25 protein-coding genes are annotated in these 26,641 nt (G+C 76.2%); 6 read left to right on the forward strand and 19 right to left on the reverse strand.

All coding sequences use genetic code 11. The features are described from left to right. Nucleotides 1–107: 107 nt before the first annotated feature. From ftsY to CLV92_RS01205, 12 genes are all read right to left on the reverse strand, one after another. On the reverse strand, nucleotides 108–1,292 hold the full coding sequence (ftsY, locus tag CLV92_RS01150) for a signal recognition particle-docking protein FtsY (RefSeq protein ID WP_104430931.1): 1,185 nt from the start codon (nucleotides 1,290–1,292) through the stop codon (nucleotides 108–110). A 111-nt stretch (nucleotides 1,293–1,403) separates the two neighbouring features. Beyond that, nucleotides 1,404–1,721 (reverse strand): hypothetical protein, encoded by a 318-nt coding sequence (locus CLV92_RS01155; RefSeq protein WP_146099368.1) that lies wholly within the window; start codon nucleotides 1,719–1,721, stop codon nucleotides 1,404–1,406. 128 nt (nucleotides 1,722–1,849) lie between these two features. Further along, nucleotides 1,850–5,401 carry a chromosome segregation protein SMC gene (gene smc / locus CLV92_RS01160; protein WP_104430933.1) on the reverse strand — a complete coding sequence of 1,184 codons (3,552 nt, stop codon included), beginning with the start codon at nucleotides 5,399–5,401 and terminating at the stop codon, nucleotides 1,850–1,852. Nucleotides 5,402–5,499: 98 nt separating this feature from the next. Beyond that, nucleotides 5,500–5,781 (reverse strand): acylphosphatase, encoded by a 282-nt coding sequence (locus tag CLV92_RS01165; RefSeq protein WP_104431260.1) that lies wholly within the window; start codon nucleotides 5,779–5,781, stop codon nucleotides 5,500–5,502. Nucleotides 5,782–6,060: 279 nt separating this feature from the next. Next, nucleotides 6,061–6,984, reverse strand: coding sequence for a bifunctional DNA-formamidopyrimidine glycosylase/DNA-(apurinic or apyrimidinic site) lyase (mutM, locus tag CLV92_RS01170; protein ID WP_104430934.1), 924 nt, complete (start codon nucleotides 6,982–6,984; stop codon nucleotides 6,061–6,063). Between the two features lie 21 nt (nucleotides 6,985–7,005). Continuing rightward, the gene (gene rnc / locus CLV92_RS01175; protein ID WP_104430935.1) at nucleotides 7,006–7,764 is read right to left on the reverse strand and encodes a ribonuclease III; all 759 of its coding nucleotides are present in this window, start codon (nucleotides 7,762–7,764) and stop codon (nucleotides 7,006–7,008) included. Nucleotide 7,765: 1 nt separating this feature from the next. After that, the gene (rpmF, locus tag CLV92_RS01180; RefSeq protein ID WP_104430936.1) at nucleotides 7,766–7,969 is read right to left on the reverse strand and encodes a 50S ribosomal protein L32; all 204 of its coding nucleotides are present in this window, start codon (nucleotides 7,967–7,969) and stop codon (nucleotides 7,766–7,768) included. A gap of 2 nt (nucleotides 7,970–7,971) precedes the next feature. Continuing rightward, a complete protein-coding gene (locus tag CLV92_RS01185) occupies nucleotides 7,972–8,559 on the reverse strand; it encodes a YceD family protein (protein WP_211290752.1) in 588 nt (195 codons plus the stop codon). 195 nt (nucleotides 8,560–8,754) lie between these two features. Continuing rightward, complete coding sequence (locus CLV92_RS01190) at nucleotides 8,755–9,276, reverse strand: ATP synthase subunit B family protein (RefSeq protein ID WP_104430937.1); 522 nt, start codon at nucleotides 9,274–9,276, stop codon at nucleotides 8,755–8,757. 2 nt (nucleotides 9,277–9,278) lie between these two features. Next, nucleotides 9,279–9,866: a pantetheine-phosphate adenylyltransferase gene (coaD, locus tag CLV92_RS01195; RefSeq protein WP_245886312.1), complete on the reverse strand. Its 588-nt coding sequence runs from the start codon at nucleotides 9,864–9,866 to the stop codon at nucleotides 9,279–9,281. Nucleotides 9,867–9,959: 93 nt separating this feature from the next. Then, on the reverse strand, nucleotides 9,960–10,511 hold the full coding sequence (gene rsmD / locus CLV92_RS01200) for a 16S rRNA (guanine(966)-N(2))-methyltransferase RsmD (RefSeq protein ID WP_104430938.1): 552 nt from the start codon (nucleotides 10,509–10,511) through the stop codon (nucleotides 9,960–9,962). After that, nucleotides 10,508–12,724 carry an ATP-dependent DNA helicase RecG gene (locus CLV92_RS01205; protein WP_104431263.1) on the reverse strand — a complete coding sequence of 739 codons (2,217 nt, stop codon included), beginning with the start codon at nucleotides 12,722–12,724 and terminating at the stop codon, nucleotides 10,508–10,510. Before CLV92_RS01205 ends, rsmD begins: the two co-directional genes overlap by 4 nt. 230 nt (nucleotides 12,725–12,954) lie before the next feature. Between CLV92_RS01205 and rpmB the strand changes: the two genes are divergently transcribed. After that, nucleotides 12,955–13,140, forward strand: coding sequence for a 50S ribosomal protein L28 (rpmB, locus tag CLV92_RS01210; RefSeq protein ID WP_104430939.1), 186 nt, complete (start codon nucleotides 12,955–12,957; stop codon nucleotides 13,138–13,140). 113 nt (nucleotides 13,141–13,253) lie between these two features. Here the strand turns inward: rpmB and CLV92_RS01215 are convergent, their stop codons facing one another. Continuing rightward, nucleotides 13,254–14,330, reverse strand: coding sequence for a thiamine-phosphate kinase (locus CLV92_RS01215; protein ID WP_104430940.1), 1,077 nt, complete (start codon nucleotides 14,328–14,330; stop codon nucleotides 13,254–13,256). Between the two features lie 119 nt (nucleotides 14,331–14,449). On the opposite strand from CLV92_RS01215, the gene CLV92_RS01220 reads away from it, so the two are divergent. Continuing rightward, complete coding sequence (locus tag CLV92_RS01220) at nucleotides 14,450–14,977, forward strand: DUF3515 family protein (protein ID WP_104430941.1); 528 nt, start codon at nucleotides 14,450–14,452, stop codon at nucleotides 14,975–14,977. Next, on the forward strand, nucleotides 14,974–15,102 hold the full coding sequence (locus CLV92_RS22715) for a hypothetical protein (RefSeq protein ID WP_281256879.1): 129 nt from the start codon (nucleotides 14,974–14,976) through the stop codon (nucleotides 15,100–15,102). The genes CLV92_RS01220 and CLV92_RS22715 overlap by 4 nt, the downstream gene beginning before the upstream one ends. Here the strand turns inward: CLV92_RS22715 and CLV92_RS01225 are convergent. Beyond that, the gene (locus tag CLV92_RS01225) at nucleotides 15,076–16,236 is read right to left on the reverse strand and encodes a D-alanine--D-alanine ligase family protein (protein WP_104430942.1); all 1,161 of its coding nucleotides are present in this window, start codon (nucleotides 16,234–16,236) and stop codon (nucleotides 15,076–15,078) included. The genes CLV92_RS22715 and CLV92_RS01225 overlap by 27 nt on opposite strands. A 35-nt stretch (nucleotides 16,237–16,271) precedes the next feature. Between CLV92_RS01225 and CLV92_RS01230 the strand changes: the two genes are divergently transcribed. Then, nucleotides 16,272–17,486 (forward strand): trans-sulfuration enzyme family protein, encoded by a 1,215-nt coding sequence (locus tag CLV92_RS01230; RefSeq protein WP_104430943.1) that lies wholly within the window; start codon nucleotides 16,272–16,274, stop codon nucleotides 17,484–17,486. Nucleotides 17,487–17,590: 104 nt separating this feature from the next. On the opposite strand, the gene CLV92_RS01235 is transcribed toward CLV92_RS01230, so the two are convergent. Then, a complete protein-coding gene (locus CLV92_RS01235; protein ID WP_104430944.1) occupies nucleotides 17,591–20,263 on the reverse strand; it encodes a glycoside hydrolase family 3 protein in 2,673 nt (890 codons plus the stop codon). Nucleotides 20,264–20,526: 263 nt separating this feature from the next. On the opposite strand from CLV92_RS01235, the gene CLV92_RS01240 reads away from it, so the two are divergent. Beyond that, a complete protein-coding gene (locus CLV92_RS01240) occupies nucleotides 20,527–21,558 on the forward strand; it encodes a LacI family DNA-binding transcriptional regulator (protein ID WP_211290753.1) in 1,032 nt (343 codons plus the stop codon). Between the two features lie 33 nt (nucleotides 21,559–21,591). Here CLV92_RS01240 and CLV92_RS01245 read toward each other — a convergent pair whose 3' ends face one another. Beyond that, a complete protein-coding gene (locus CLV92_RS01245; protein ID WP_104430946.1) occupies nucleotides 21,592–22,590 on the reverse strand; it encodes an NAD(P)H-dependent glycerol-3-phosphate dehydrogenase in 999 nt (332 codons plus the stop codon). Between the two features lie 84 nt (nucleotides 22,591–22,674). On the opposite strand from CLV92_RS01245, the gene cofC reads away from it, so the two are divergent. Then, entirely contained in the window at nucleotides 22,675–23,373 is a 699-nt protein-coding gene (gene cofC / locus CLV92_RS01250; protein ID WP_104430947.1) for a 2-phospho-L-lactate guanylyltransferase, read from the forward strand. A gap of 49 nt (nucleotides 23,374–23,422) precedes the next feature. On the opposite strand, the gene murA is transcribed toward cofC, so the two are convergent. The 3 genes from murA to leuD form a co-directional block, all read right to left on the reverse strand. Beyond that, nucleotides 23,423–24,751: a UDP-N-acetylglucosamine 1-carboxyvinyltransferase gene (gene murA, locus CLV92_RS01255; RefSeq protein WP_104431264.1), complete on the reverse strand. Its 1,329-nt coding sequence runs from the start codon at nucleotides 24,749–24,751 to the stop codon at nucleotides 23,423–23,425. Between the two features lie 118 nt (nucleotides 24,752–24,869). Next, nucleotides 24,870–25,691 carry an HU family DNA-binding protein gene (locus CLV92_RS01260; protein WP_104430948.1) on the reverse strand — a complete coding sequence of 274 codons (822 nt, stop codon included), beginning with the start codon at nucleotides 25,689–25,691 and terminating at the stop codon, nucleotides 24,870–24,872. Nucleotides 25,692–25,995: 304 nt separating this feature from the next. Then, nucleotides 25,996–26,601 carry a 3-isopropylmalate dehydratase small subunit gene (leuD, locus tag CLV92_RS01265; RefSeq protein WP_104430949.1) on the reverse strand — a complete coding sequence of 202 codons (606 nt, stop codon included), beginning with the start codon at nucleotides 26,599–26,601 and terminating at the stop codon, nucleotides 25,996–25,998. Between the last annotated feature and the right edge of the window lie 40 nt (nucleotides 26,602–26,641).

Consider the following 26,641-nt stretch of genomic DNA (forward strand, 5'->3'; position numbering starts at 1 on the left):
CCGGTTCCGCGTCCGGTTTCGCACCGGTGACGAACGACGGCGGCGTGTGAAATCCGCGTTTCGCGGTTCTCACACGCCGCCGTTCCCGTGCCCCGTCGGGGCGCGCCTCAGCTCACGATCGCGTCGACGAACGCCTCCACCTCGAACGGGGCCAGGTCGTCCACGCCCTCCCCGAGGCCGATCAGCTTGACCGGCACGCCCAGCGCCCGCTGCACGGCCACGACGATGCCGCCCTTGGCGGTGCCGTCGAGCTTCGTCAGCACGATGCCCGTGACGTGGACGACCTCGGAGAACACCCGGGCCTGCTGCATGCCGTTCTGGCCGGTGGTGGCGTCCAGGACGAGCAGGACCTCGTCGACCGGCCCGTGCTTCTCCACGACCCGCTTCACCTTGCCGAGCTCGTCCATCAGCCCCGCCTTGTTCTGCAGCCGCCCGGCGGTGTCGACGAGGACGACGTCGGCCTCCATCTCGATCCCGGTCTTCACGGCGTCGAACGCGACGGCGGCGGGGTCGGCGCCGTCGCGGTCGGAGCGCACCGTCGGCACGCCGACCCGATCGCCCCACGTCTGCAGCTGGTCCGCGGCGGCTGCGCGGAAGGTGTCGGCGGCGCCGAGCACCACGTCCTTGTCCTGGGCCACGAGCACGCGGGCGAGCTTGCCGACGGTGGTGGTCTTGCCGGTGCCGTTGACGCCGACCACGAGGACGACGGCCGGGCGCTCCCCGTGCCGCTCCACCTTCAGGCTGCGGTCCATGCCGGGGTCGACGACGCGGATGAGCTCCTCGCGCAGCATCTCCCGCAGCCGCTCCGGCTCCCGGGTGCCGAGGACGCGGACCCGCTCGCGCAGGGAGTCGACGATCTCCGTGGCCGGATCCACACCGATGTCGGCGAGCAGGAGGGTGTCCTCGACCTCCTCCCAGGTGCCCTCGTCGAGGGTGTCGCGGCTCAGCAGCGCCAGCAGCCCCTTGCCGAGGGCGGAGTTGGAGCGGGCCAGCCGCTCCCGCAGCCGAACGAGGCGGCCGGCCGCGGGTTCGGGGCGGTCCAGCGCCGGCTCCAGGACCACCGGCTCGTCGGTGACGGTGTCGGGCAGCTCCACCACGTCGACGGTGCGGGTGGGGCTGTCCCGGGGGACCTCCGCGTCGTCACCGACGCCCGGCAGGTGGCCGGGGGCAGTCGGCGGCGCCGGCGGCAGGGTGCGGCGACCACGTCCCCGCGTGAGGAGGGCGGCGCCGACGCCCACGACGGCGACCGCGAGGAGGACGACTAGGGCGATGATCGGATCGAGGAGCTCCACGTCGGCAGATCCTCGCAGACGCGCCGGCCGGTGTGACCCGCCGCGCCGGGCCCGGACCTCCTCCGCCGCGGCGCGCGATCACCGCCCCGCGTCCGCGGCGGGCGGGTCGGCTCAGCCGGGCAGGTGCGCGGAGCCGGGCTCCTCGGCGGCGGGCCGGCGCGCCTGCACGTGGTGGCGCGCCGTCTCCAGGACGCGCTCAGCGGCGGGCCGGCGCGCCTGCAGCTGGTGGCGCAGCGCGTGCAGGACGCGCCCGGCCAGGGGCCGCGCGAACTCCTCGATCCGTTGCACCGCAGCGTCGATGCGCTCGGCGAGACGGTTCGCGAGTTCGTTCCCGCTGGCCCGCAGGTGCGGCGCGGCGACGACGTAGAGGACTGCCAGCGCGAGGCCGAGGCAGAGCAACAGCGACACGACGAGAGTCCCGATCAGCACCCCCCCAATGTGCAGCGCGGACGGGGCGGAAGCCACTCGACTCGCACGGCGCCGCGGCGCCGTGACCACTTCGTTGCGCAGCGTGTCGACGGCGCCTCCCCCGCAGCCGCCGGCCGGACCGGGGACCCTCAGGCGGGGCTGGCCTCGCGCAGCCGCTGGCTCACCACCGTCGTCACCCCGTCGCCGCGCATCGTCACGCCGTAGAGGGCGTCGGCGACCTCCATCGTGCGCTTCTGGTGGGTGATGACGATGAGCTGGCTGGACTCCCGCAGCTCCTCGAGAAGCGTCAGGAGCCGGCCGAGGTTGGTGTCGTCGAGTGCGGCCTCCACCTCGTCCAGCACGTAGAAGGGGCTGGGGCGCGCCCGGAAGATGGACACCAGCATCGCCACCGCCGTCAGCGAGCGCTCCCCGCCGGAGAGCAGGGACAGCCGCTTCACCTTCTTCCCCGCCGGGCGCGCCTCGACCTCGATGCCCGTGGTCAGCATGTCCGAGGGATCGGTGAGCACCAGGCGGCCCTCCCCGCCGGGGAACAGCCGGGAGAACACCTGCTCGAACTGCTCCGCGACGTCGGCGAAGGCCGCGGAGAACACCTGCTCCACCCGTTCGTCCACCTCGCGCACGATGTCGAGGAGGTCCTTGCGGGAGGAGCGCAGGTCCTCGCTCTGGGCGACGAGGAAGGCGTGCCGCTCCTCCAGCGCCGCGAACTCCTCCAGCGCCAGGGGGTTGACCGTCCCGAGCTGCGCCAGGGCCCGCTCGGCGGCGCGGCGCCGCTTCTCCTGCTCCGCGCGCACGTAGGGCCGCGGCTGCGCGTCGTCCGCCGCGTCGTCGCCCACGACGGGCACCGGCCGGTCGGGACCGAACTCCGCGACGAGCACGTCCGGCTCGATGCCGAGCTCCTCCACCGTCCGCGCCTGCAGCTGCTCGATGCGCCAGCGCTGCTGGGCGCGCGCGACCTCGTCGCGGTGGCGGGAGTCCTCCAGGCGCTGGCGCTCCTCCCGCAGCGACTGCACGTGCTTGCGGGCGGCGCCGACCTCGGCCTCCAGCCCGGCGCGCGCCTGCTCCGCCGCCGTCCGCAGCGTCGAGGCCTCCGCCAGGGACAGGGCGACCGCCGCCAGCGTCCGCTCGGCGCCCGCGCGCACCTCCGCCGCGACCTGCGCCTGGGCCGCGCGGCGCTGCCGCTGCAGCGCCGCCCGCTCCCGCGCGCGCCGCTCCTCCGCCGCCGCCCGTTCCAGGCTCTCGGCGCGCCCGGCCAGGGCGCGCACGCGCTCCTCGGCGGTGCGCAGGGCCAGGCGGGCGTCGGTCTCGGCGCGGCCGGCGGCGCGGGCCGCCTCGGCGAGGCGGTCGCGCTCCTCCGTGCCCACGTCGGCGGGCTCGTCGCCGGCCTCCCCGGCGGCGCGCAGGCGCTCCTCCAGCTCCACGAGGGCGTGGCGGTCGGTGACGAGGCGCTCCTGCACGCCCGCGAGCGTGCCGCGGGCGCGCTCGGCCTCCGCGGCCGCCGAGCGCACCGAGGCGGCGAGCTGGGCGAGCTGCTCGGCGACCGCCGCCATCCTGGCGTCGGACTGGTGCAGCTGCTCCAGGGCGGCCTCCACCCGCTGGGCGGCGCCTGCCTGCTCCTCCTGCGCCGTCCGCACCGCGGCGCGGGCGCCCTCGTGCCGGCGCGCGGCGGCGGCCAGGGCGTCGGCGGCCTCGTCGACGGCCGCCTGCACCTGCAGCAGGCTGGGTGCGGAGGACGAGCCGCCCTCCGCGACGTTGGCGCCGAGGAGGTCGCCCTCGCGGGTGACGGCGACGAGCTGCGGGGAGTCCGCCACGAGCGCCCGGGCCGCGGCGAGGTCGTCGACGACCACGACGTGCCCGAGCAGGCGGGTGAGGGCCGCGCGCAGCTGCGCGGGCGCCTCCACCAGGTCCAGCGCCGCCCGGGCGCCGGCGGGCGGCACGGCGCGCGGGGCGTCGGCGTCGCCCGCGACGAGCATCCGCGCCCGCCCGGCGTCGCCCGCCCTGAGGTGGTCGATGGCGGCGGTGGCGTCCTCGGGAGAGGCCACCGCCACCGCATCGGCCGTGGCGCCGAGCGCCGCGGACACGGCCCGCTCGTAGCCGGGGCGCACGCTGAGCAGGGCGGCCACCGACCCCAGGACCCCGGACAGGCGCTCGCCGGCCGCCAGCAGCGCCCCGGCGCCGTCCTTGCGCGCCAGACCGATCTCCAGCGCCTCCTTGCGGGCGGCCCAGGTGGCGCGCTCGCGCTCGGCGGTGGCCTCCTCCGCCCGCGCTGCCCGCAGGGCCTCCTGCGCCCGCCGCAGCGCCTCCTCCGCGGCCTCATGCTCGGCGTCGAGGCCTTCCTCGCCCTCCTCGACGCCCGCGACCTGCTCCTGCAGCGCCGCCAGCCCGGCCTCGGCCTCCCGGCGCCGCTCCTCCGCCCCGGCCACGGCCGCGAGCAGGCGCTCCACCTCCGCCTCACCGGCCTCCACGCGGCTGCGGCGGGCCGCGACCTGCCCGCCGAGGCGCGCCAGGCCCTCCCTGCGGTCGGCGGCGGCGCGCAGGGCGGTGGCGACGCGCCGGTCCTCCTCCGCGGCGGCGCGGTCCGCCTCGGCGCGGGTGGCCAGCGCGACGTCGAGGGCCTCGCGGGCGGAGCGGGCGGTGGCGGCGAGCTCCGCCTCCTCCGCCCGCACGCGCTGCGCGGACGCCAGCAGCTCCTCGGGGTCGCGGCGGGCGACGTGCTCCTCCGGGGCCTGCGAGAGCAGCCGCAGGCGCTCCGCGGCGAGGGCGCGCACGCCCTCCAGGCGCTCGGCGAGGCCGCCGAGGCGGTGGAAGGTGTCCACGGCCCGCGCCAGCTCGGGCGCCGCGGCGACCGCCTGCTCCTCGGCCGCCGCCAGCCGGGCACCGGCCTCCGCCAGTTCCCCCTCCACCGCGTCGCGGCGGGCCAGCAGCGCGGCCTCGTCGGCCTCCTCCCGCTGCAGCCCGGACACCGCCTGCACGAGGTCGTCGGCGAGGAGGCGGGCGCGGGCGTCGCGCAGGTCGGCCTGCACGACCTGCGCGCGGCGGGCGGCCTCGGCCTGCCGGCCCAGGGGCTTGAGCTGGCGGCGGATCTCACCGACGAGGTCGCCGACGCGCTGGAGGTTGGCCTCCATCGCGTCGAGCTTGCGCAGCGCCTTCTCCTTGCGCCGCCGGTGCTTGAGGACCCCGGCGGCCTCCTCGATGAACGCGCGGCGCTCCTCCGGGGAGGCGTGCAGGACGGCGTCGATCTGCCCCTGGCCGACGATGACGTGCATCTCGCGGCCGATGCCGGAGTCCGACAGCAGCTCCTGCACGTCGAGGAGGCGGCAGGTGGAGCCGTTGATGGCGTACTCGCTGCCACCGGTGCGGAACATCGTCCGGGTGACGGTCACCTCGGAGTAGTCGATGGGCAGCCGGCCGTCGGAGTTGTCGATGGTGAGGCTGACCTCGGCGCGACCCAGGGCGGCGCGCCCGCCGGGGCCCGTGGTGCCGGCGAAGATGACGTCCTCCATCTTCCCGCCGCGCAGCGACTTCGCGCTGTGCTCCCCCATCACCCACGCCAGGGCGTCCACCACGTTGGACTTGCCGGAGCCGTTGGGCCCGACCACGCAGGTGATGCCCGGCTCGAGGCGCAGCGTCGTCGCCGAGGCGAACGACTTGAACCCCTTGAGGGTGAGGGTCTTCAGGTGCACGGGGATCGAGGGTAGTTCCCGCGGCGGACCCTGCCGGACAGCGCGCGCAGCACCGGGCGCGTTCCGCTCGCTCGCGCGGGGTGGGTCAGCGGGGTGGGTCAGCGCTCCACGAACCCGCGGACGCCGCGGGGGCCGTCCCAACGCTCCACCACGCCCTCCACCCGCCCGGGCCTGTCGCCGGCGGCGTCGGGGTGCAGGCGCCGCAGGAGCTCCTCGCACGCGGCCCGCGGGCCCTCGGCGACGACCTCGACGCGGCCGTCGGGGCGGTTGGACGCGGAGCCCGCCAGCCCGAGGGCGAGGGCCTGCGAGCGCGTCCACCAGCGGAACCCGACGCCCTGGACCTGCCCCCGCACCCACGCGGTCAGGCGCACGGCCTCGATCGCCTCCTGCGGGTCGGCCTCCTGCGGGTCGGCCTCCTGCGGGTCGACCTCCAGCGGGGTCGGCTGCTGCGGGGGCGGGGACTCGCTCACCCGGCCAGGCTAGGCGGGGACGTTGCGCAGCCGACACGCCGGTGTCGCGCAGCCGGACGTCCCCGCCCACCGGCAGGCACCCGGGCACGGGGACGTTGCGCAGCCGACACGCCGGTGTCGCGCGGCCGGACGTCCCCGCCCACGCCCACTTGTGCTCCCGCCGGGGGCCCCGCCCGCCCGGACCGCGCCTCACCAGTGCGCGTTGCGGGGCACCGGCTGGCAGCGGGGGCAGGTGAAGGAGGAGCGGTTCATGAAGGCGTCGCGGCGCACCGGCTCCTCGCAGCGCCGGCAGGGGCCACCCGCCCGGCCGTAGACGGCCAGGGAGCGCTCGAAGTAGCCGCTGGCGCCGTTGACGTTGACGTAGAGGGAGTCGAAGCTCGTCCCGCCCGCCGCCAGGGCCGCCGTCATCACCTCGCGCAGCCCTGCCAGCACGTCGGCGACCTGCGCTCGGGTCAGGGACGCGGTGCGCCGGGCGTAGTGCAGGCCCGCCCGCCACAGCGCCTCGTCGGCGTAGATGTTGCCGACGCCGGAGACGAGGGTCTGGTCCAGCAGCGCCCGCTTCAGCCCGGTGGCCCTGCGCCGAAGCCGCAGCGCGAACGCGTCGTCGTCGAAGGCCGGGTCGAGGGGGTCGCGGGCGATGTGCGCCACCGGGGCGGGCAGCGTCCGCGCCCACTCGGCGTCCGGGTGCTCGCCGGCTCCCCCGGCCCCGCCGTCGGGGGCCGGCACCAGGGGGACCACCGCGATGCCGCCGAAGGTGCGCTGGTCGACGAAGCGCAGCTCGTGCCCGCCGTCGGTGAAGCGCCAGCGGGCGCGCAGGTGCTTCTCCTCGGGCGCCGCGGGCTCCTCGACCAGCAGCTGACCGCTCATGCCCAGGTGCACGACGAGGGCCTCGGCGACCCGGTGCTCGCGGTGCAGCGGCAACCACAGGTACTTCCCGCGGCGCGCTGCGTCGGCGACGTCGGCACCGGTCATCCGCAGCACCGCGTCGGCGGCCCCGGCGGCGTGACGTCGCACCGCCCGCTCGTGCAGGACCTCCGCCTCCGCCACGCCGCGGCCGACGACCCAGCGGGCCAGGCCGCGGCGGACGACCTCCACCTCGGGCAGCTCGGGCACGGACGCCTCCCGGGGGGTCGATCAGCCGTCGACGCGGGAGGTGGTGCGCACCTCGGAGGCGGCCTGGGCCTCGCGCAGGGCCTCCACGGCGGCCGCGGCGGCCCGCTGCTCGGCCTCCTTCTTGCTGCGGCCGCTGCCGGAGCCGAGGACGGTGCCCGCCACGACGGCGTCGGCGTCGAAGTGCTTGGCGTGGTCGGGCCCCTCGTCGCGCACGGCGTAGGCGGGCACGCCCAGGCCGGCGGAGGCGGTGAGCTCCTGCAGGGTCGTCTTCCAGTCGTTGCCGGCGCCGAGGCGCTCGGCCGCGTCGATCAGCGGCGTGACGAGGCGCAGCACGAGGGCGCGGGCGGCGTCGAGGCCGCTGGCCAGGTACGCCGCTCCGATGACCGCCTCGAGGGTGTCGGCGAGGATGGAGGACTTGTCCCGGCCGCCGGTGGTCTCCTCGCCCTTGCCCAGGCGGACGTGGTCGCCGAGGTCCAGCTGGCGGGCGACGTCGGCGAGGGCGCGCATGTTGACCACGGCCGCGCGCAGCTTCGCCAGCTGCCCCTCGGGAACGCTGGGGTGGCGGTGGTACAGGGTGTCGGTGACGACGAGGCCGAGCACTGAGTCACCGAGGAACTCCAGGCGCTCGTTCGTCGGCAGCCCGCCGTTCTCGTACGCGTAGGAGCGGTGCGTCAGCGCCTGCACCAGCAGGGCCGCACCGATCCGCAGGCCGAGGCGCTCCTCCAGGCGGGCGAGGTCGTCCCCGCCCGCCTGGGAGTGCCCGGCGTTCGTGCCGACCAGCTCAGAGGTCCTTGACCTTGCGGCCCTTGTACTCGAGGTACAGCGGGGTGCCCGCCGAGTCGGTGACCACGCGGGCCTGGTGCGGGCGGGCGTGCACGACCTGGCCGCGCTCGACCGTGGTGGTCAGGGTGGGCTCCGACGCCTTCCACTGCGCGCGACGGGACCGGGTGTTGCTGCGGGACATCTTCCGCTTCGGAACGGCCACGGTCAGCTCTTCTCTCTCGGGTCGGACGGGTTCTGGGCGTCGTCCCCGGACGGGACGAGCCCCTGCAACGCGGCCCAGCGCGGGTCGGCGTTCTGGTGGGAGTGGTCGGGGTCCTCCGCGAGGTGGGCGCCGCAGTCGACGCACAGTCCCGGGCAGTCGTCCTCGCACACGGGCTGGAACGGCAGGGCGAGCACGACCGCGTCGCGCACCACCGGCTCCAGGTCCAGCAGGTCGCCGTCGAGGCAGTGCAGCTCGTCGTCGTCCTCGGTGCTGGCCCGCTGCTCGTACGTGTAGAGCTCCTGCAGCTCCACCCGGACGTCGCGCTCGAGGTCGTCGAGGCAGCGCACGCACTCGCCCCTGACGCGGCCGGAGGCCGTGCCCGAGACGAGGACGCCCTCCATGACGGCCTCGAGGCGGAGCTCGAGGACGAGGTCGCTGCCCTCGGGGACGGCGATGACCTCGGTGCCGAGGTCGGCCGGGGCGGGCACGGTGCGCTCGACCTTGCGCATCGAGCCCGGGCGGCGGCCCAGCTCGTGCGTGGACAGCACGAGCGGCGCCTTCGGGTCGAGGTGACCCGCCTGCTCCCTCACGAACGCTCCCTCATCGGTGATCCCCCGGTGCGCGGATCGCGGAGACCGCGGAACCGCACCGGCGCTGGACGGCCCCGACACCCGTGGTCGGCTCCACCCGGAGGGGTGGCGCCGCTCACCAGCGTCGAGGCCAACCACCAGCCTAGCCGAGCGGAACGACCTCTCCCAAACCGCAGGCCGGGCGGGTGGCCGGACTCAGGAGCCGCCGTCGCCGGAGCGCGCCGCGGGCTCCTCGGCGGCGGGTGCCTCCGCCTCGTCCCCGCCTGCCTCGGCGCGGCGGCTGCGCAGCCGCTCGCGCCCGCGGGCGGCCTGCTGCAGCAGCCGCTGGACCTCCGACTCGAAGTCGGCGAGCTTGCCGTCGCACCAGTCGTCGGCGTCGCTGCGCAGCCGCGCCGCCTCCTCCCGCGCGCTGGCGACGATGTGCTCGGCGCGCTCGCGGGCGGCCCGCATGACGGCCTGCTGCTCCACCAGTTCGTCGGCGCGGGCGCGGGCGTCGGCGACGACGTGCTCCGCCTCGGCGCGGGCGGCGGTGAGGACGTCGTCGCGGGCGGCGAGGACGTCACCGGCCTGCTGGACCTCCACCGGCAGCAGTCGCCGGATGTCGGAGACGAGCCGCAGCACGTCCTCGCGGTCGACGACGCAGGACGTGGACATGGGGATGCCTCGCGCCCCCGTCACGACCGCCGCGAGCTGGCCGAGCTTCTCGTGGACCTCCACGACTACCTGCCTTCCTCTGGCTGGACTGCCTCTGCTGCCGCTTGCCGCTGCCCGTCGGTCCCGCCGTGGCGCCCCTGCGCCGCGCGCCGCTGCTCCAACCGCTCCAACAGCGCGGGCAGCACGGTGGCCGGGACGAGCCCGGCGACGTCGCCGCCGTGACCGGCGACCTCCTTCACCAGGCTGGAGGAGATGTGCTCGTAGCGGGGGTCGCCCGCGAGGAACACGGTCTCCACCTCCTGGAGGTGGCGGTTCATCAGGGCCATCGGCAGCTCGTAGGCGAAGTCGGTGCCGCCGCGCAGGCCCTTGACCACCACGGGGGCGTCGAGCTCGCGGCAGTGGTCGACGAGCAGGCCGGTGGGCAGCGCGTGGACCACGACCCGCTGCGCCTCGGGGGTGCCGGCGACGGACTCACGGACCATCGCGACGCGCTCGTCGAGGGTGAAGAGGGGGTCCTTGGCGGGGTTGGCCGCGACGGAGACGACGACCTCGTCGAAGAGGCGCGCGGCGCGGAGGATCACGTCGACGTGGCCGACGGTCACGGGGTCGAAGCTGCCCGGGCACACGCAGCGGCGGGCGGGGACCTCGGGCACGGGCAGAACCTAGCAGCGCCGGACCACGCCGCCGCGCTCCGCGGCCCCCGCCCCCACCCGTGCGGGCGCCCCCGCCAGTTCCGGACGGCCGGTTCAGGACGGCCCGGCGGACCACAGCGCCGTCTCCCCGTAGCGGCGGCTGTCCTCGACCTCCCAGCCGGCGGGCCAGGTGGGCTCGGGGCTGCGGCTGCTGCGCTCGACGACGACGAGGGCCCGGGGGGCCAGCGCCGGGGCCAGGGCGGCGAGGACGGCGGCCAGGTCCTGCTCGCCGAGGGGGTACGGCGGGTCGGCGAAGACGAGGTCGAAGCCCGCCGGCGAGGCGGCGGCGAGGTAGCGCTCCACCCTGTCCGCCACGACCCGCACCTCCGGCAGCCCGAGGGCGGCGGCGTTGGCGCGGGCGACGGCCGCCGCGGCGCGGGCGGACTCCACGAGCACCGCGGAGGCGGCCCCCCGGCTGACGGCCTCCAGCCCGAGGGCGCCGGAGCCCGCGTAGAGGTCGAGCACGCGCGCCCCGTCGACCACGTCGAGGGCCTCCAGGCGGGAGAAGAGCGCCTCCCGGACGCGGTCGCTGGTGGGGCGGGTGCCTGCCCCGGGTGGCACCCGCAGGGTCCGTCCGCCGGCGGCCCCGGCCACGATGCGGGTCACGCGCGCTCCAGGAAGCGCCGCTGCTCCGCGCCGACCCGGTCGGCGATCGCGGCGGCCAGGCCGGGGTGCCCGCGCAGCTCGGGGTCCTGCGCGACGACGGCCGTGGCGTCCGCCCGCGCCCGGGTGATGAGGTCGACGTCGTCGAGGACGCTGAGCACCCGCAGGGAGGACCGGCGCCCGGACTGGGCCGCGCCGAGCACGTCGCCCTCCCGGCGCTGCTCGAGGTCCACGCGGGCCAGCTCGAAGCCGTCGGTGGTGGCCTCCACGGCCCGCAGCCGCTCCACCACCCGCGACGCACCGGCGGCCTCGGTGACGAGCAGGCAGGTGCCGGGCAGGCCGCCGCGGCCGACGCGGCCGCGCAGCTGGTGCAGCTGGGAGATGCCGAACCGCTCGGCATCCATGATCACCATCAGGGTGGCGGTGGGGACGTCCACGCCGACCTCGACGACCGTGGTGGCGACGACGACGTCGAGCTCGCGCGCGGCGAAGCGGCGGACGACGTCCTCCTTCTCCTCGGTGGCGAGCCTGCCGTGCAGGACCTCGGTGCGCAGGGCGGCCGTGGCGGGGTGGGCGCGGACCTGCGCGACGACGTCCTCCACCGCCAGCGGCGGCCGCTTGCCGTCCTCGCCCGGGGCGGCGGGGGCGTCCTCGCCGCCGATGCGGGGGCAGACCACGTAGACCTGGTGCCCGTCGGCGGCCTCCTCGGCGATCCGGGCGAAGACCCGGTCGATCCACTCGGGCCGCTGCGCCAGCGGCACGACGTGGGTGCTGATGGGCGCCCGGCCGGGGGGCAGCTCGCGCAGGGTGGACGTCTCCAGGTCGCCGAAGACGGTCATCGCGACGGTGCGCGGGATCGGGGTCGCCGTCATCACGAGCACGTGCGGGGAGGTGGCGGCCTTGGAGCGCAGGGCGTCGCGCTGCTCCACGCCGAAGCGGTGCTGCTCGTCCACGACGACGAGGCCGAGGTCGGCGAACTGCACGTGCTCCTCCAGCAGTGCGTGGGTGCCGATGACGATGCCCGCCTCCCCGCTCGCCGCGGCCAGCAGGGCACGCCGCCGCGCCGCGGCGGGCATCGAACCGGTCAGGAGGACCACCTGGGTGGCCTGCTCCGCCGCCCCGAGCTGCCCGCCGAGCGCGAGGTCGCCGAGCATGGCGGTGATGGAGCGCAGGTGCTGGCCCGCGAGGACCTCGGTGGGGGCGAGCAGCGCCGCCTGCCCGCCCGCGTCGACGACGGTGAGCATGGCGCGCAGCGCCACGAGGGTCTTGCCGGAACCCACCTCCCCCTGCAGCAGCCGCTGCATCGGGCTGGTGGCGGCCAGGTCGGCCGCGATCGCCTCCCCCACGCCGCGCTGGCCGGCGGTCAGCTCGAACGGGAGGCGGGCGTCCAGGGCGGCGAGGAGCCCGTCGAGGCGCGCCGGGCGGGGCGTGGCGGTCTCCCGCGCGGCGGCGTGGCGGCGCTGGGCGAGGGAGGCCTGCAGCACGAAGGCCTCCTCGTAGCGGAAGCGCTCCAGGCCGCGCTGCCACTCCTCCTTCGTGCGCGGCTGGTGCACCCAGCGCAGCGCGTCGGCGGCCGAGGGCAGCCCCTCGCGCTCGGCGATCCCGGGCGGCACCGCGTCGTCGACGTCGCCGAGGGAGGTCAGGACCACCGACAGGGCGGCGGCGACGTCCCAGCTGCGCACCTTCGCCGTGGCGGGGTAGATGGGCATCGGCTGGGCCGCGAACTGCTCCCCCACCGCGTCGGGGGCGTCCTCGGGCAGGGGGCGGTGCTCGGGGTGCACGAGCTGCAGGACCCGCTGGGCGCCGCGCCGGTAGGTCTGCACCTTGCCGGCGAAGAGGGCGCGCGTGCCCACGGGCAGCTGCCGGGCGTGGTGGTTGAGCGGGCCGAGGCCCTTGGCGAAGAACGTCAGCAGCAGTTCCGTGCGCCCGTCGCCGACCCAGACCTCCAGCATCGCCCCGCGCCGGCTCTTCATCTGGCGCGGCCCGGAGACGCGCTGGACCTGCGCCACCACGGTGACGTCGTCGCCCTCGGCGAGGCTGGAGACGGGGGTGAGCTGGCCGCGCTCGGCGTAGCGGCGGGGCAGGTGCCACAGCAGGTCGCGCACGGTGCGCAGGTCGAGCTCCGCCTCGAGCTTGGCCGCGGTCGTGCCGCCCACCCGCGCGGACAGGGGCGCGTCGAGGTCCTCGACCAGCGCGCCGGTTCCCGCTGCCGCCACCGCGTCCTCCACTCCTCCGCGCGAGCCGCCCACCACCCGAGCCCGTCCTCGCCGGGCAGGCTACTGCCGCCCTCCGACCGGGCGCCGCGACGCGAGCGGCGGGGTGATTTTGAGCGCCGTCGGACGCTGGGATACCGTGGACAACCGTGCCCGGTCCGTCCGGGTCGACGCGTGCCCCGGTCCCCCGGTCGGCACGACCCCGTGCTTCCGACCGACATCAGGAGATCCCCGTGGCTGCCACCTGCGACGTCTGCGCCAAGCGTCCGAGCTTCGGCCACTCCATCTCGCACTCGCACCGCCTCACCAAGCGCCGCTGGAACCCGAACATCCAGACCGTGCGCACCGTCGTGGGCGGCACGCCGAAGCGGCTGAACGTCTGCACCTCCTGCATCAAGGCGGGCAAGGTCACCCGCTGACCCCAGACAGCAGCCACGTCGGGGCCGGTCCGCAGCGGACCGGCCCCGACGTGCGTCCGGAGGTCTCGCCGCCCTGACGCCCGAGGCCCGGGAGGCGCCCCGCCCCCCGGGCCTCAGCGCGCGAAGTGGTCCCAGCCCTGCCCGAGGTCGTGCACCGGGCTGGAGTCGACGAGCACCCCGGCCTCCGCGCCGGCCCGCACCTCGCCGATGACGTCGAAGCCGACGGGCAGCGCGGCCTCCGGCGGGAAGCAGGCCAGCAGCGCGTGGTCCTCGCCCCCGGTGAGGACCCAGCGGCGGGCGTCCTCGGCGCCGCAGAACCCGCTGAGCGAGCCGCAGCGGGCGAGCAGGTCGTCCTGCCAGAGCGCCAGGGCGCCCGTCGTGCCGTGCAGGTCGAGGACGACACCGCTGGCGCGGGCGATGCGCCCGGCATCGCGCAGCAGGCCGTCGCTGACGTCCATCAGCGCACTGGCCCCTGCCCGGGCGGCGGCCGGCCCGGCGGCCAGCGCCGGGCGGGGGCGGCGGTGCGCCTCCACGAGCGCGGCGGCGTGCGGGTCGAGCCCCGCGCCGGTCAGCCCGGCCTCCAGCAGCGCCAGACCCGCGGCGGAGAAGCCGATGCGCCCGGCCACCGCGACCCGGTCGCCCGGGCGGGCCCCGGAGCGCAGCACGGGCGCCACGCCGCCGAGGTCGCCGAGGGCGGTGACGGACAGGACCACCTCGCTCGCGGAGGAGAGGTCGCCGCCGACGACCGCGGCCCCGGTGCCCTCGCAGGCGGCCGCCAGCCCGCGGGCGAGGTCGAGGACCCAGCCGACCCGCACGTCCCGGGGCAGGCCCAGCGCCACCAGCAGCGCCGTCGGGCAGGCCCCCATGGCGGCGACGTCCGCGAGGTTCTGCGCGGCCGCCTTCCAGCCGACGTCCATGCCGCTGGACCAGTCGCGCCGGAAGTCACGTCCCTCCACGAGCATGTCCGTGGTGGCCACCACCCGGCGGTCCGGCGCGGCCAGCACGGCGGCGTCGTCGCCGGGGCCGGTGAGGGTGGTGGGGGCGGTGGGCAGCAGCGGCAGGAAGCGCGCGATGAGCGCGTCCTCGTCGAGGTCCCCGACGAGGAGTCCGGGATCGTCGCGGCGAGCCGGCCCGCGGCCGCCCCGGGCGCCGTCGGGGTCGTCGCGGCCCGCGTCGTCTCGAGGCTGCACGCAGCCACCTTAGGACCTGCGCCGACGGGAACCCCGCCGCACGGGACCGGGCGCCCGCGCGCCACCATGGCGGTGCGCGCCCGCTCCGGAGGCGCGGATCCGGGAGGAGCGGTGCCGGGGTGGACGCCGGAACGGCAGCGCAGGGGGGCACCGCGGCGCCGGACCCCGCCCGCCGGCGGCGCGAGACCGCGGCCGGGGTCGCCGTCGTCGCCGTCGTCGCCGCGGCCGCGGCGGTGGCGCTGGTGTCCTCGCGCGGCCCCGACGTGGAACCGGCCCCCGAGGGCTCCAGCCGCGACTGCGCGGACCTGCTGCGGCGGCTGCCGCGGGTCCTCGACGCCGGTGAGCGGCGGGAGCTGACGCTGCCGGGGGTGGCGCAGTGGGAGGGGGTGTCGGAGACGGTCCTGCGCTGCGGCGTGCCACCCCCGGGGCCCTCCGAGTTGCCGTGCCTGTCGTTCAGCGGCCGCGACGGCGTCACGGTCGACTGGCTCCTGGTCGCGCAGAGCGAGCGGGCGAGCCGGTTCGTCAGCTTCGGGCGCACCCCGGCCGTGGAGGTGACGGCGGACGCGACGGGCCCCGACGCCACCGCCGTCCTCGTCGACCTCGGCCCCGCCCTGGCACCGCTGCCGGTGGACCGCCGCTGCCGGTGAGCGCCGGCCGCCGACCCCGCGGGCTGGCGCCGCTCGTGGAGGCGATCGGGGTGCGGGTGCTGCGCCGCGACGAGGTCGTCCTCGCCGCGGCGCGGGCCTCAGCGCAGGCCGACGGGACGGCGTAGCGCCAGCTGCAGCAGGTGGTCGACGAGGGTGGGGTAGTCCATGCCGGTGGCCGCCCACATGCGGGGGAACATCGACGTGGGGGTGAACCCGGGCATCGTGTTGATCTCGTTCACGTAGAGGCGGCCGTCCTCGCAGACGAAGAGGTCCACCCGCGCGAGGCCCTCCGCACCCATCGCCTCGAAGACCCGCACGGCGGTCTCCCGCACCCGCCGGGTGACGTCGGCGGGCAGGTCCGCCGGGCAGCTCAGCTCCACGGCCTCGTCGGCGACGAGGTACTTCGCGTCGAAGTCGTAGAACTCGCGGCCGTCGACCACGGCGACCTCACCGGGCAGGCTGGTCAGCGGCTCGCCGCCGTCGAGGTCCTCCAGCACGCCGCACTCGATCTCCCGGCCGGTGATGGCGGCCTCGACGACCACCTTCGGGTCGTGCCGCTGCGCCTCGGCGACGGCGGCGTCGAGGTCCTCGGGGCCGCCGACGCGGGTGATGCCGAGGCTGGAGCCGGCCCGGGCGGGCTTGACGAACACCGGCCAGCCCAGCGCCTCCACCTCGGCGCGGCACGCGTCGCGCTCGCGTTCCCAGCGCCGGGCGGTGAAGGCGACGTACGGCCCGACCGGCAGGCCCGCCGCGACGAGCAGCGCCTTCATGACCTGCTTGTCCATGCTCGCCGCCGACGCCAGCACCCCGGAGCCGACGTAACGGGTGTCGGAGAGCTCCAGCAGCCCCTGCAGGGTGCCGTCCTCCCCGTAGGGCCCGTGCAGCAGCGGCAGGACGACGTCGACCGCGCCGAGCGCGGCGGGTCCGGCGGGGCGCCCGACGGGCAGCAGCTCGCGCGCGCCGACCTCCTGGGGCAGCGCCACGACGGTCCCGTCGGCGGGGACCTCCGCCAGGCGGGCGCCGCTGAGCGCGAGGGCGGAGAGGTCGCCCTCGACGAGGACCCAGCGGCCGGTGCGGGTGATCCCGACGGGGACGACGTCGTAGCGCTCGCGGTCGATGGCCGAGACCACCCCGGCGGCGGTGACGCAGCTGACGGGGTGCTCGCCGGAGCGGCCCCCGAAGACGACGGCCACCCGCGGGCGCGCCCCGTTCGCGGTGGGGGCCGGGGCGGCGGGGCTGGGGCTGGTGGGCTCGCTCATCGGGCGCAGACCCTACCTGTGGTTGGCTCCCCCTCATGCCCGACGCGCAGCCCGAGCCGCAGTCCGTTCCGCAGCCCCCCGCCGGAGCCGGGGCGGCCCTCGCCGCCGCGTCCTCCGCCGCGCTGTCCCCGGCCACGCTCGCCGTGGTCGCCGGGCGCCCGCCGCGCACGCCGGACGCCGAGGTCAACGTGGGGGTGTCGCTGACGTCGACGTACGTGGGCTCCGCGTCCACGGGTGCGGGCGGGCGCGGGTACGGGCGCTTCGGCAACCCGACGTGGGAGGCGTTCGAGGAGGCGCTGGGCGCCCTGGAGGGCGGTTCGGCGCTGACCTTCGCCTCGGGGATGGGGGCGGTGAGCGCGGTGCTCGGCCTGCTGCCGGCCGGCGCGAGCCTGCTGGTCCCGCACGGCGCCTACAACGGCACCCACGCGCTCGCGGGACTGCTGCGGCAGCGCGGCGTGCTGGGCGACGTCGTGGGTGTGGACATCACCGACCCGGGCGACGTGCGCGAGGCCCTGGCCGCGGCCGGGGCGGGCGCCCTGCTGTGGCTGGAGTCGCCGACGAACCCGCTGCTGGAGGTCGCGGACCTCCGGGCGCTGACGGAGCTGGGCCACGCCGCCGGGGCGCTGGTGGCGGTGGACAACACCTTCGCCACTCCCCTGCTGCAGCGGCCGCTGGACCTCGGAGCGGACGTCGTCGTGCACTCGGTGACGAAGTTCCTGGCCGGGCACTCGGACGTCGTGCTGGGCGCGGTGGTGGTGCGCGATGCGGAGCTGCGGACCCGGCTGCTGCAGCAGCGCACGCTGCACGGTGCGATCCCGGGGCCGCTGGAGGTGTTCCTCGCGCTGCGGGGCCTGCGGACGCTGCACCTGCGCCTGGAGCGCTCGCAGGCCTCGGCCGCGGAGCTGGCACGGCGGCTGGCCGGGCACCGGGCGGTGCGGCGGGTGCGGCACCCCTCCCTGCCCTCGGACCCCGGCCACGAGCTGGCGGCGCGGCAGATGGGCGGTTTCGGCGCGATCGTGTCGGTCGAGGTCGCGGGCGGTGCCGCCGCGGCCGACGCGGTGGTGGACGCGGTGCGGTTGTGGCTGCCGGCGACGAGCCTGGGCGGGGTGGAATCGCTGATCGAGCGGCGCCGGCGCCACCCGAGCGAGCCGGCGGTGGTGCCCGAAGACCTGCTGCGGCTCTCGGTGGGCGTGGAGGACGTCGAGGACCTGTGGCGCGACCTCGACGCCGCCCTGAGTTCGGCGCTGTGACCCCGCGTTCGGCGCTGTGACCCCGCAGCCCTGACCCCGCAGCCCTGACCCCGCGACGGGGCCCGGCCGGAGTTCCCGGCCGGGCCCCGTCCTCGGTTGTCGGACTAGGTCAGGTCGGCGCAGGCCACGGCGTCGGCGTCGTCGGCGGCACCGGGCACCCAACGGACGTTGGCGAACGCGGCCTCCAGCGCGCCCTCGGTGTAGACGAGGAACGGCGTGTTGACGGCCTCGAAGTCCAGCGCCCCGGTGTCGAAGCAGGACAGCGGCACCTTCACCGTCGTCTTGGCCCCCAGCGGAAGGCCGGAGAACAGCGACGTCGCCTCGACCTCGGAGAAGCAGGGCCAGGTGCAGTGCATGCTCAGCACCGTGCGGGCCGTGGGCTTCTGCGTGACGATCGCGTCGAACACGAGCGCTCCCTCGGCCGCGAGCCAGCCGGAGAGGTCGGCCGGTTCCGACTGGAGGTAGAACTGGGCCGGCCCGGTCCCCGTCCACCGCGCCTTGCGGGCGTCCTGCTGGACGTTCACGTCGGTGGTGCGGACGTTGATGTTGGTGTGCGCCACGACCGCGTTGACGTCGTTGCCGACCTCGGTGCCGCCCCAGTTGTCGGGCGAGCCGATGTAGGCCTTGTAGGGGGCGACGTCCTGGCGGACGAAGAGTTCGAGGTCCTCGGTGGCGGGGCCGCTGCCACCGCCGCTGTCACCGCAGCGGGCGGGGGCGTCCTCGGGAAGGGAGCCCAGGTCGGAGCCCTGCCCCTTCGTGAGCCCGTGGCCCAGCGGGAACAGCGGGTCGTAGCCCTCCTGCCCGGCGTTGAGGGGGCTCTGGCAGGCCTCCTTCGGCCAGCTGAAGGACAGCCTGCCCGTGAAGTCGTGCTCGGTGCCGACGAGGACGTCGGCGACGCCGCCGCCCTCGGTTCCGGGCAGCCAGGCGGCGACGAAGGCGTCGGAGCGGTTGAGCTCCTTGTTCATCAGGAGCGGTCGGCCGCCGACGTAGACCGTGATGACGGGCGCGCCCTTGCCGCTGACGCGGTCGAGGGTGGCGGTGTCCTGCGGGTGGAGGCGGGAGAAGTCCAGCGACCGCTTGGCGAGGTCGCCGTTGCCCTCCGCGTACGGGGTTTCGCCGATCACGGCGACGACGGCGTCGTAGGCGGCGGGGTCGACGCCCTCACCGGTGGCGCTGTGGGTGACGTGGGCCTCGCCGAGCGCCTCCTGCAGCCCGCCGAGGATGGAGGTGCCGGTGGGGAAGTCGGCGTTGGAGTTCCCCGTGCCCTGCCAGCTCAGCGTCCAGCCGCCCGTCTGGTTCTGGATGCTGTCGGCGCTCTTGCCGACGACGAGGACCTTCGCGGTCCTCTTCAGCGGCAGCGCGTTCCCCTCGTTCTTCAGCAGGACGAGGGACTTGCGCACGGCCTCGCGGGCGAGGGCCCGGTGCTCCAGTGCGGCGTCCTGCCCGGCGAAGGCGCGCTCGGACGGCTTCGGCGCCTCCATCAGCCCGGCGCGGTGCTTCACCCGCAGGATGCGCGTGACGGCGTCGTCGATGCGGGCCATGGGGATCTCGCCGGACTCCACCTGCGCGATGGTGTTGGCGATGAAGGCCTTCCAGTCGGCCGGGACCATGACGATGTCGATGCCGGCGTTGACGGCCTGCGGGCAGCTGGCGTTGGTGCAGCCGGTGACCTGGCCGATGCCGTTCCAGTCGGAGACCACGAGGCCGTCGAAACCCATCTTCTCCTTGAGGATGCCGTTGACGGCGTAGCGGCTGCCGTGCAGCTTGCCCTCGTCGATGCCGAGCGCCTCGTTCGTCCAGCTGTTGAAGGAGACCATCACGCTCTGGGTGCCGGCGGCGATCGCGCCGTAGTAGCCCTGGGCGTGCACGTTGCGCATCTCGTCCTCGGATGCGGTGGTGACGCCCTGGTCCTTGCCGCCCTCGGTGCCGCCGTCGCCGATCCAGTGCTTGGCGGTGGCGATGACGTGCTCGCCGTCGGGTCCGTGGGCGGAGTTCCCCTGCAGGCCGCGGGTGGCCTCGTAGCCGTAGGCACGCTGGATGCGCGCGTCCTCGGAGAACGACTCGTACGCCCGGCCCCAGCGGTCGTCGCGGGCGACGGCGACGGTGGGCGCGAAGGCCCAGTCCTGGCCGGTGGCGCGGACCTGCTCGGCGGTGGCCTCGCCGATGTCGCGGATCAGGCAGGGGTCGTGGGCGGCGCCGAGGCCGATGTTGTGGGGGAAGACGGTGGCGCCGAAGACGTTGTTGTTGCCGTGGACGGCGTCGATGCCCCACATCACCGGGATCTTCTGGCCGGTGGAGACGGAGGCCTGCCAGTAGGCGTCGGCCAGGGCCAGCCAGTCCGCGGCGGAGGCGTGCTTGTCGCGGTCGGGCCAGGCGCCGCCGCCGTTGAGCACGGAGCCGATGGCGTACTGCCCGACCTCCTCGGGGGTGATGGAGGTGATCTCGGGCTGGGTCATCTGTCCGACCTTCTCGGCCAGGCTCATGCGCGCGACGGTGGCGGCGACCTTGCGCTCGATGGCCTTGTTGGTCTTCACGCGGCTCTGCACGCGCGGCCACTGCTCCAGGTGCGGCAGGACGGCGGGGATCTCCGCGCAGCCGCCGCGGCCCTTCTCGGGAGCGCCGATGACGGGCTGGGTGCTGGTGCGGCGCTCCTGCTGCGGGGCGGCGACGGCGGGCGGGGCCACGGTGCCGGCGCCGAGGAGTGCCAGCGCGGTGACGGCGACGACTGAGCGGGGAGTGCGGCGCGGCGCAGGGCGTCGCGTTCGGGGAAGGGGCATGGGCGGTCCGTCCTCGGGCCGAAGGGAGGCGGCGCACCGTCGCGCCGGTGCGCGGCATCCTGATCCTCCTGGCCTCCGGCGTCAACCCTCCGTGAAAGCGCAATCTCACGCCGGTTCCGCAGGGCGCCAACCGGAAACGTCGATTCGAGATTGCGCTTTCAGCGTCGGGCGACATGCGCCGCCGCCTCCGGCGGGCGTCGGCGTGCGGCACAATCGGGGAACCGTCGCGCCGCCGGGGCCGGTGGTGCGGACGGGGGTGGGTCGTGGCGGCAGGCACGCGGGGCACCGGGGTCCGCCCCGCCCCGACGCTCGCGACCGTCGCCGCGGCGGCCGGGGTCTCCCCCGCCACCGTCTCGCGCGTCGTCAACGGCTCGGCGACCGTCTCCCCCGAGCACCGCGAAGCCGTCGAGCGGGCGGTGGCGCGCCTCGGCTACGTGCCCAACCGTGCGGCGCGCAGCCTGGTGACGCGCCGCACCGGGGCCATCGCCCTCGTGGTGCGCGAGGCGGTCGAGTTCGGCGTCGGCGACCCGTACCTCGCCTCGTTCGTCGTGGCGGCCAGCCAGTCCGTGGTCGGGACCGGGGTCCACCTCGTCGTGATGGTGGCCTCCGACGACAGCGAGCACGAACCCGTCGGCTCCTACGTGCTGTCCGGGCACGTGGACGGGGCGATCCTGCTCTCCGTCCACGCCGGCGACCCCCTGCCCCAGCAGCTGCTGCGGGCGGGGGTCCCCCTCGTGGTCGGCGGGCGGCCCCCGATGGCGCTCGAGGGCGGCTGCTACGTCGACAGCGACAACACCGCCGGCGGCGCCCTCGCCGCGCAGCGGTTCCTCGCCACGGGCCGCCGGTGCATCGCCGCGGTCTCGGGCCCCGCCGACATGACGGCGGCCGCCGACCGGCTCGCCGGCTTCCGCTCCGCCCTGCGCGAGGCCGGCCGCGACACCGGCCTCGTGGAGTACGGGGCGTTCACGCGGTCCTCGGGCGAACGCGCGGTGCGCGAGCTGCTGGAGCGCGAACCCCGCATCGACGCCGTCTTCGCCGCGAGCGACGTGATGGCCCTGGGCGTCCTGCGCGGGCTGCGGGCGGCGGGGCGCCGGGTGCCCGAGGACGTGGCCGTCATCGGCTTCGACGACGTGGACCTCGCCGCCTACGCCGAGCCGCCGCTGACCACGGTGCGCCAACCCACCGCCGTGCAGGCCCGCACGATGGTCGAGGCCGTCCTGGCGCAGATCCGCGGCGAGGGCACCCCCGATCCCGTGGTGCTGCCCACGGAGCTGGTCGTGCGCGACTCCGCCTGACGGCACGGGCCGCGTGGGTGGCGCCGTCGGGGTTCAGATCCCGTCGGTGGTCCGCGGCCTCGAGAGCAGGGCACGGGCGGCCTCGGCAGCCGAGCGGCGGCCCGCGACGACCTCCGCGACCTGCTCCGTCAGCGGCATCTGCACCCCCCGGGAGTGCGCCAGGCCGAGCACGGCGGCGGCGGAACGCACGCCCTCCGCGACCTGCCCGGCGCCCAGCACCTCCTGCACCCCGCGGCCCTGCCCCAGCGCCACACCGGCGCGGTGGTTGCGGGAGAGCGGCGACGCGCAGGTGGCGACGAGGTCCCCGGCCCCGGCGAGCCCGGCGAAGGTCCCGGAACTGGCGCCGAGCGCGACGCCGAGGCGCGCGGACTCGGCCAGCCCGCGCGTGACCACGGCGGCCTTGGCGTTGTCGCCGTAGCCGAGACCCTCGGCGATGCCCACGGCCAGCGCGACGACGTTCTTCACCGCCCCCGCCACCTCCACGCCGACGACGTCGGTGGACAGGTAGGGCCGGAAGGAGGCCGTCGTGCAGGCGTCGGCGACGGCGTGGCCGGTGGTGTCGTCGGTGCAGGCGACGACGGTGGCGGAGGGCTCGCGGCGCGCGACCTCCAGCGCCAGGTTGGGGCCGGAGACGGCCACCAGCCGCTCCTGGGCGGCGCCGGTGACCTCGCGCACCACCTCGGTCATCCGGGCCCCGGTGCCCAGCTCCACGCCCTTGGCCAGGCTGACGAGGGGCGCGGCGGGCGGCAGGAGCGGCGCCCAGCGCACGAGGTGCTCGCGCAGCGCCTGGGCGGGGACGGCGAGCACCACCAGGTCCGCGCCCGCCAGCGCCGCCGCGGCGTCGGTCGTGGCGCGCACCCCCGTCGGGAGCTCGATGCCCGGCAGGTAGACGCTGTTGGTGCGGCTCTCGTGCAGCTCGCGGGCCACCGCGTCCCGGCGCGCCCACACGTGGACGTCGCAGCCGGCGTCGGCGAGCACCAGCGCGAACGCGGTGCCCCACCCGCCGGCTCCGAGGACGGTGACGCGGGTCATGCCGCGCCTCGGGGAGCAGGGGTCATCGGGCGAACCTCCGGAGTGTGCGGTGGACGGGGGACGTGCGGGTGCCAGGATCGGGCCGTGAGCGCCGTTCCCGCCCCCGCGAGGCCCTGCGGGGCCCCTCCCGGCCGAGAGGGGTGGACGCTGGTGCTGCCGGTGAAGGGCGGACCGGCGGCGAAGTCGCGGCTGCGGCCGCCGCCGGGCGTCGACCGCGAGGACCTCGCCCTCGCCATCGCCCTGGACGCGGTGGCGGCGGTGGCGCGCTGCCCCGCAGTCTCCGCCGTCGTGGTGGTGACGCACGACGACCGGGTGGTGCGTTCGTGCGCGGGCGCCGGCCCGCGGGTCGCGGTGCTGCGGGAGCCCGCACCGGGCCGGGGGCTGGCGGCGGCCGTCGCCGACGGTGTGGCGGTGGCCGGCGCGGGACGGGTGGCGGTCCTGCTGCCCGACCTGCCCGCGCTGCGCCCGCACGACCTGACCGCGGCCCTCGACGCCGCCGGGCGCGCCCTGCACGCCCCGCAGCCCCCGCCGATGGTCTTCGTCGCGGACGCCGACGGCACCGGGACGGTCCTGCTGGCGTCGAGGTCGGCCCGGGAGCTGCGCCCGGCCTTCGGCCCGGCCTCGGCGGCCGCCCACGCCGCCCTCGGGGCCCTCGCGCTCGACGTCGCCGCCCCGCGCCTGCGGCGCGACGTGGACACCGCGGAGGCCCTGCAGGAGGCCGTGGCGGCGGGGGTGGGCCCCCGCACCGCCGACGTGCTGGCGGGGGCCGCCAGCCGCGTCTGAGGCCCGCGGGCACCAGGTCCCCGGCCGCCCCGGGGCGCCGGGGAGCGGCTCAGGACGCGGCCTGCAGGTCGCGGTCGTACGTCGCGCCGAGGGAGTCGAGCTTCGCCTGGAAGTGCTCGTACCCGCGGTCGATGAGGTCGATGCCGTAGACGCGGGAGGTGCCCTCCGCGGCCAGCGCCGCGATGAGGTGGCTGAACCCGCCGCGCAGGTCCGGCACGACGATGTCGGCCCCGCGCAGCTTCGCCGGGCCGGAGATGACCGCGGAGTGGCGGAAGTTGCGAGCGCCGAAGCGGCAGGGGCGCCCGCCGAGGCACTCCTTGTAGACCTGGATGACCGCGCCCATCTCGCGCAGCGCGTCCGTGAAGCCGAAGCGGTTCTCGTACACCGTCTCGTGGACGATGGACAGGCCGCTGGCCTGCGTGAGCGCCACCACGAGGGGCTGCTGCCAGTCGGTCATGAAGCCGGGGTGGACGTCGGTCTCCAGCACGATGGAGTCCAGGTCGCCGCCCGGGTGCCAGAACCGGATCCCGCCCTCGTCGATCTCGAAGGCGCCGCCGACCTTCCGGAAGACGTTGAGGAACGTCATCATCTCCGGCTGGCTGGCGCCCTCGACGTAGATGTCGCCGTGGGTGGCCAGCGCCGCGCACGCCCAGGAGGCGGCCTCGATGCGGTCGGACAGCGCCCGGTGCTTGAACCCGGTGAGCCGGTCGACCCCCTCGATGCGGATGACCCGGTCGGTGTCGACGCTGATGATCGCGCCCATCTTCTGCAGCACGGCGATCAGGTCCATGATCTCCGGCTCGATGGCCGCGTTGCGCAGCTCCGTCACGCCGACGGCGCGCACCGCCGTGAGCAGGACCTGCTCGGTGGCGCCCACGCTCGGGTAGGGCAGCTCCACGTGCGTGCCGTGCAGCCCGTTCGGGGCGGTCAGGCGGATGCCCATGGGCTGCTTCTCCACCTGGGCGCCGAACGAGCGGAGCACGTCCAGGTGGTAGTTGATGGGGCGGTCCCCGATGCGACACCCGCCGAGGTCGGGGATGAACGCCTCGCCCAGGCGGTGCACGAGGGGGCCGCAGAGGAGGATCGGGATGCGGCTGGCGCCGGCGTGGGCGTCGATGTCGGCCATCCGGGCGCTCTCGACGTTGCTCGGGTCGAGCAGGAGCTCGCCGTTGCCGTCGTTCTTCACCGAGACGCCGTGCAGCTCCATCAGCCGGGTGACGACGGCGACGTCGCGGATGTCCGGGACGTTGCTCAGGCGGCTCGGCTCCTCACCCAGCAGCGCGGCGACCATCGCCTTGGAGACGAAGTTCTTCGCCCCTCGCACCCGGAGAGAGCCCCGCAGCGGGATCCCGCCGCGCACCGTCAGCACGTCTGCCATGTCCACATCCTCGTCCTGTTCCCCGGCGCTCACCGGCACCGGCGCGGTCGGCGTGTCGACCGCCGTCCGGATGCCGGTGGGCACCGGGGGTCGTCGTCGTCCAGCGGACGACGGTACTTCAGGACTTCTTGGCTGCGCGACGCGCCGGCGTGGCGGCCGTCTTGGTGGCGGCCGTCTTGGTGGCCGCGGTCTTCGTGGCGGCCGTCTTGGTGGCCGCGGTCTTCGTCGCGGCGGTCCTGGTCGCGGGCGCGGCCTTGGTGGCGGTCTTCGTCGCCGTCTTGGTGGCGGCGGCCTTGGCCGGGGCCTCCTTGGCCGCGGCGGCGCGGGTGCCGGTGGCGCGGGTGGTGGCGGTCTTGGCGGGAGCGGTCTTGGCGGCGGTCTTCGTCGCGGCCGTCTTGGTGGCGGCGGTCTTCGTCGCGGCGGTCTTGGTGGCGGCCGTCCTGGTGGCCGTCCTGGTGGCCGCGGTCTTGGCCGGCGCCTCCTTGGCCGCCGCGGCGCGGGTGCCCGCGGTCCGCGTGCCCGCCGCGGCGCGGCCGGTGGTCTGCTTGGCGGCGGTGGTGCTGGTCGGCGCGGCCGCGGGGGCCGCGGGGGCGGCGGCAGCACGCGTCCGGGCCGCCCCGGCCGCGTTGCGCTCCTTCAGCGTGGCGGCCAGTGCGCGCAGGGCCTTGGTGTCGGCCACGACCTCCTTGAAGGCCGTGCCCGGACGGAACCGGGGGACGGAGGTCTTCTTGATCTTGACGGCCTCACCGGTGCGCGGGTTGCGGCCGGTGCGGGCGTTGCGCGCCTGCTTCTCGAACGTCCCGAAACCGCTGATGGCGACCTTGTCGCCCTTCGCGACCGTCAGGGTGATGGTCTCCACGATGGCCTCGACGGCCTCGGTCGCGGCTCGACGTCCCCCCAGGCGCTCCTCGAGCGCCTCGACCAGCTGGGCCTTGTTCACGGTGTCCTCCTCGTCGCGGACTGCTCTGCATGAGGCCGAGCGCGAGCCCGGACGAAGAGAACGGTACGGCGCGCGATCAACGCCGTCCACCGCAACACGCACGGGAGTCGTTGTGCCGCAGTCGGTCCGCAGAGCCGGATGCGGCGTCCCGCCGCCCGCCGCAGGCCCCGACAGGCGGGGGCGCCGCTGCGGCCGGTGCCCGTAGAACCGTTGCGGCACAACGGCTCCGGCACGCCGGAGGGGCCCGGCCCCAGAGGTGTCACCACCTCCGGGGCCGGGCCCCTCCCCCGCCGCGCCGAACCGCTCAGGAACGCTCGAGCACCGGCAGCGTCTTCGGCTTCCAGGACGGGCGCTGCGCCTCGAAGGCCGTGATGTCCGGCTCGTGGCGCAGCGTGAGGCCGATGTCGTCCAGCCCCTCCATCAGCCGCCAGCGGACGTAGTCGTCGACCTCGAACGGGACGACGAGGTCGGCCACCGAGGCGGTGCGCTCGACGAGGTCGACCGTCACCTCGGTGCCCGGCCGCTCCTCCAGCGCCTGCCAGATCCGCTCGATGTCGGCCTGGGCGACCGCGCCGGTGAGCAGCCCCTGCTTGCCGGAGTTGCCGCGGAAGATGTCGGCGAAGCGGGGGGCCAGCACCACGCGGAAGCCGTAGTCCTTCAGGGCCCACACGGCGTGCTCGCGGGAGGAGCCGGTGCCGAAGTCGTTCCCGGCCACGAGGACGGACCCGTTGCGGTACGCCTCCTGGTTCAGGACGAAGTCGGGGTCCCCGCGCCAGGCGGCGAAGAGGGCGTCCTCGAAGCCCGTGCGCGAGACGCGCTTGAGGTAGACGGCCGGGATGATCTGGTCGGTGTCGACGTCGCTGCGGCGCAGCGGGACGCCGACACCGCGGTGGACGGTGAACTTCTCCATGTCCAACTCCTTCGGGGGATGGCTCGTCGGTGGGGGCGGC

The organism is Kineococcus xinjiangensis, assembly GCF_002934625.1.
GTDB classification, from domain to species: domain Bacteria; phylum Actinomycetota; class Actinomycetes; order Actinomycetales; family Kineococcaceae; genus Kineococcus_A; species Kineococcus_A xinjiangensis.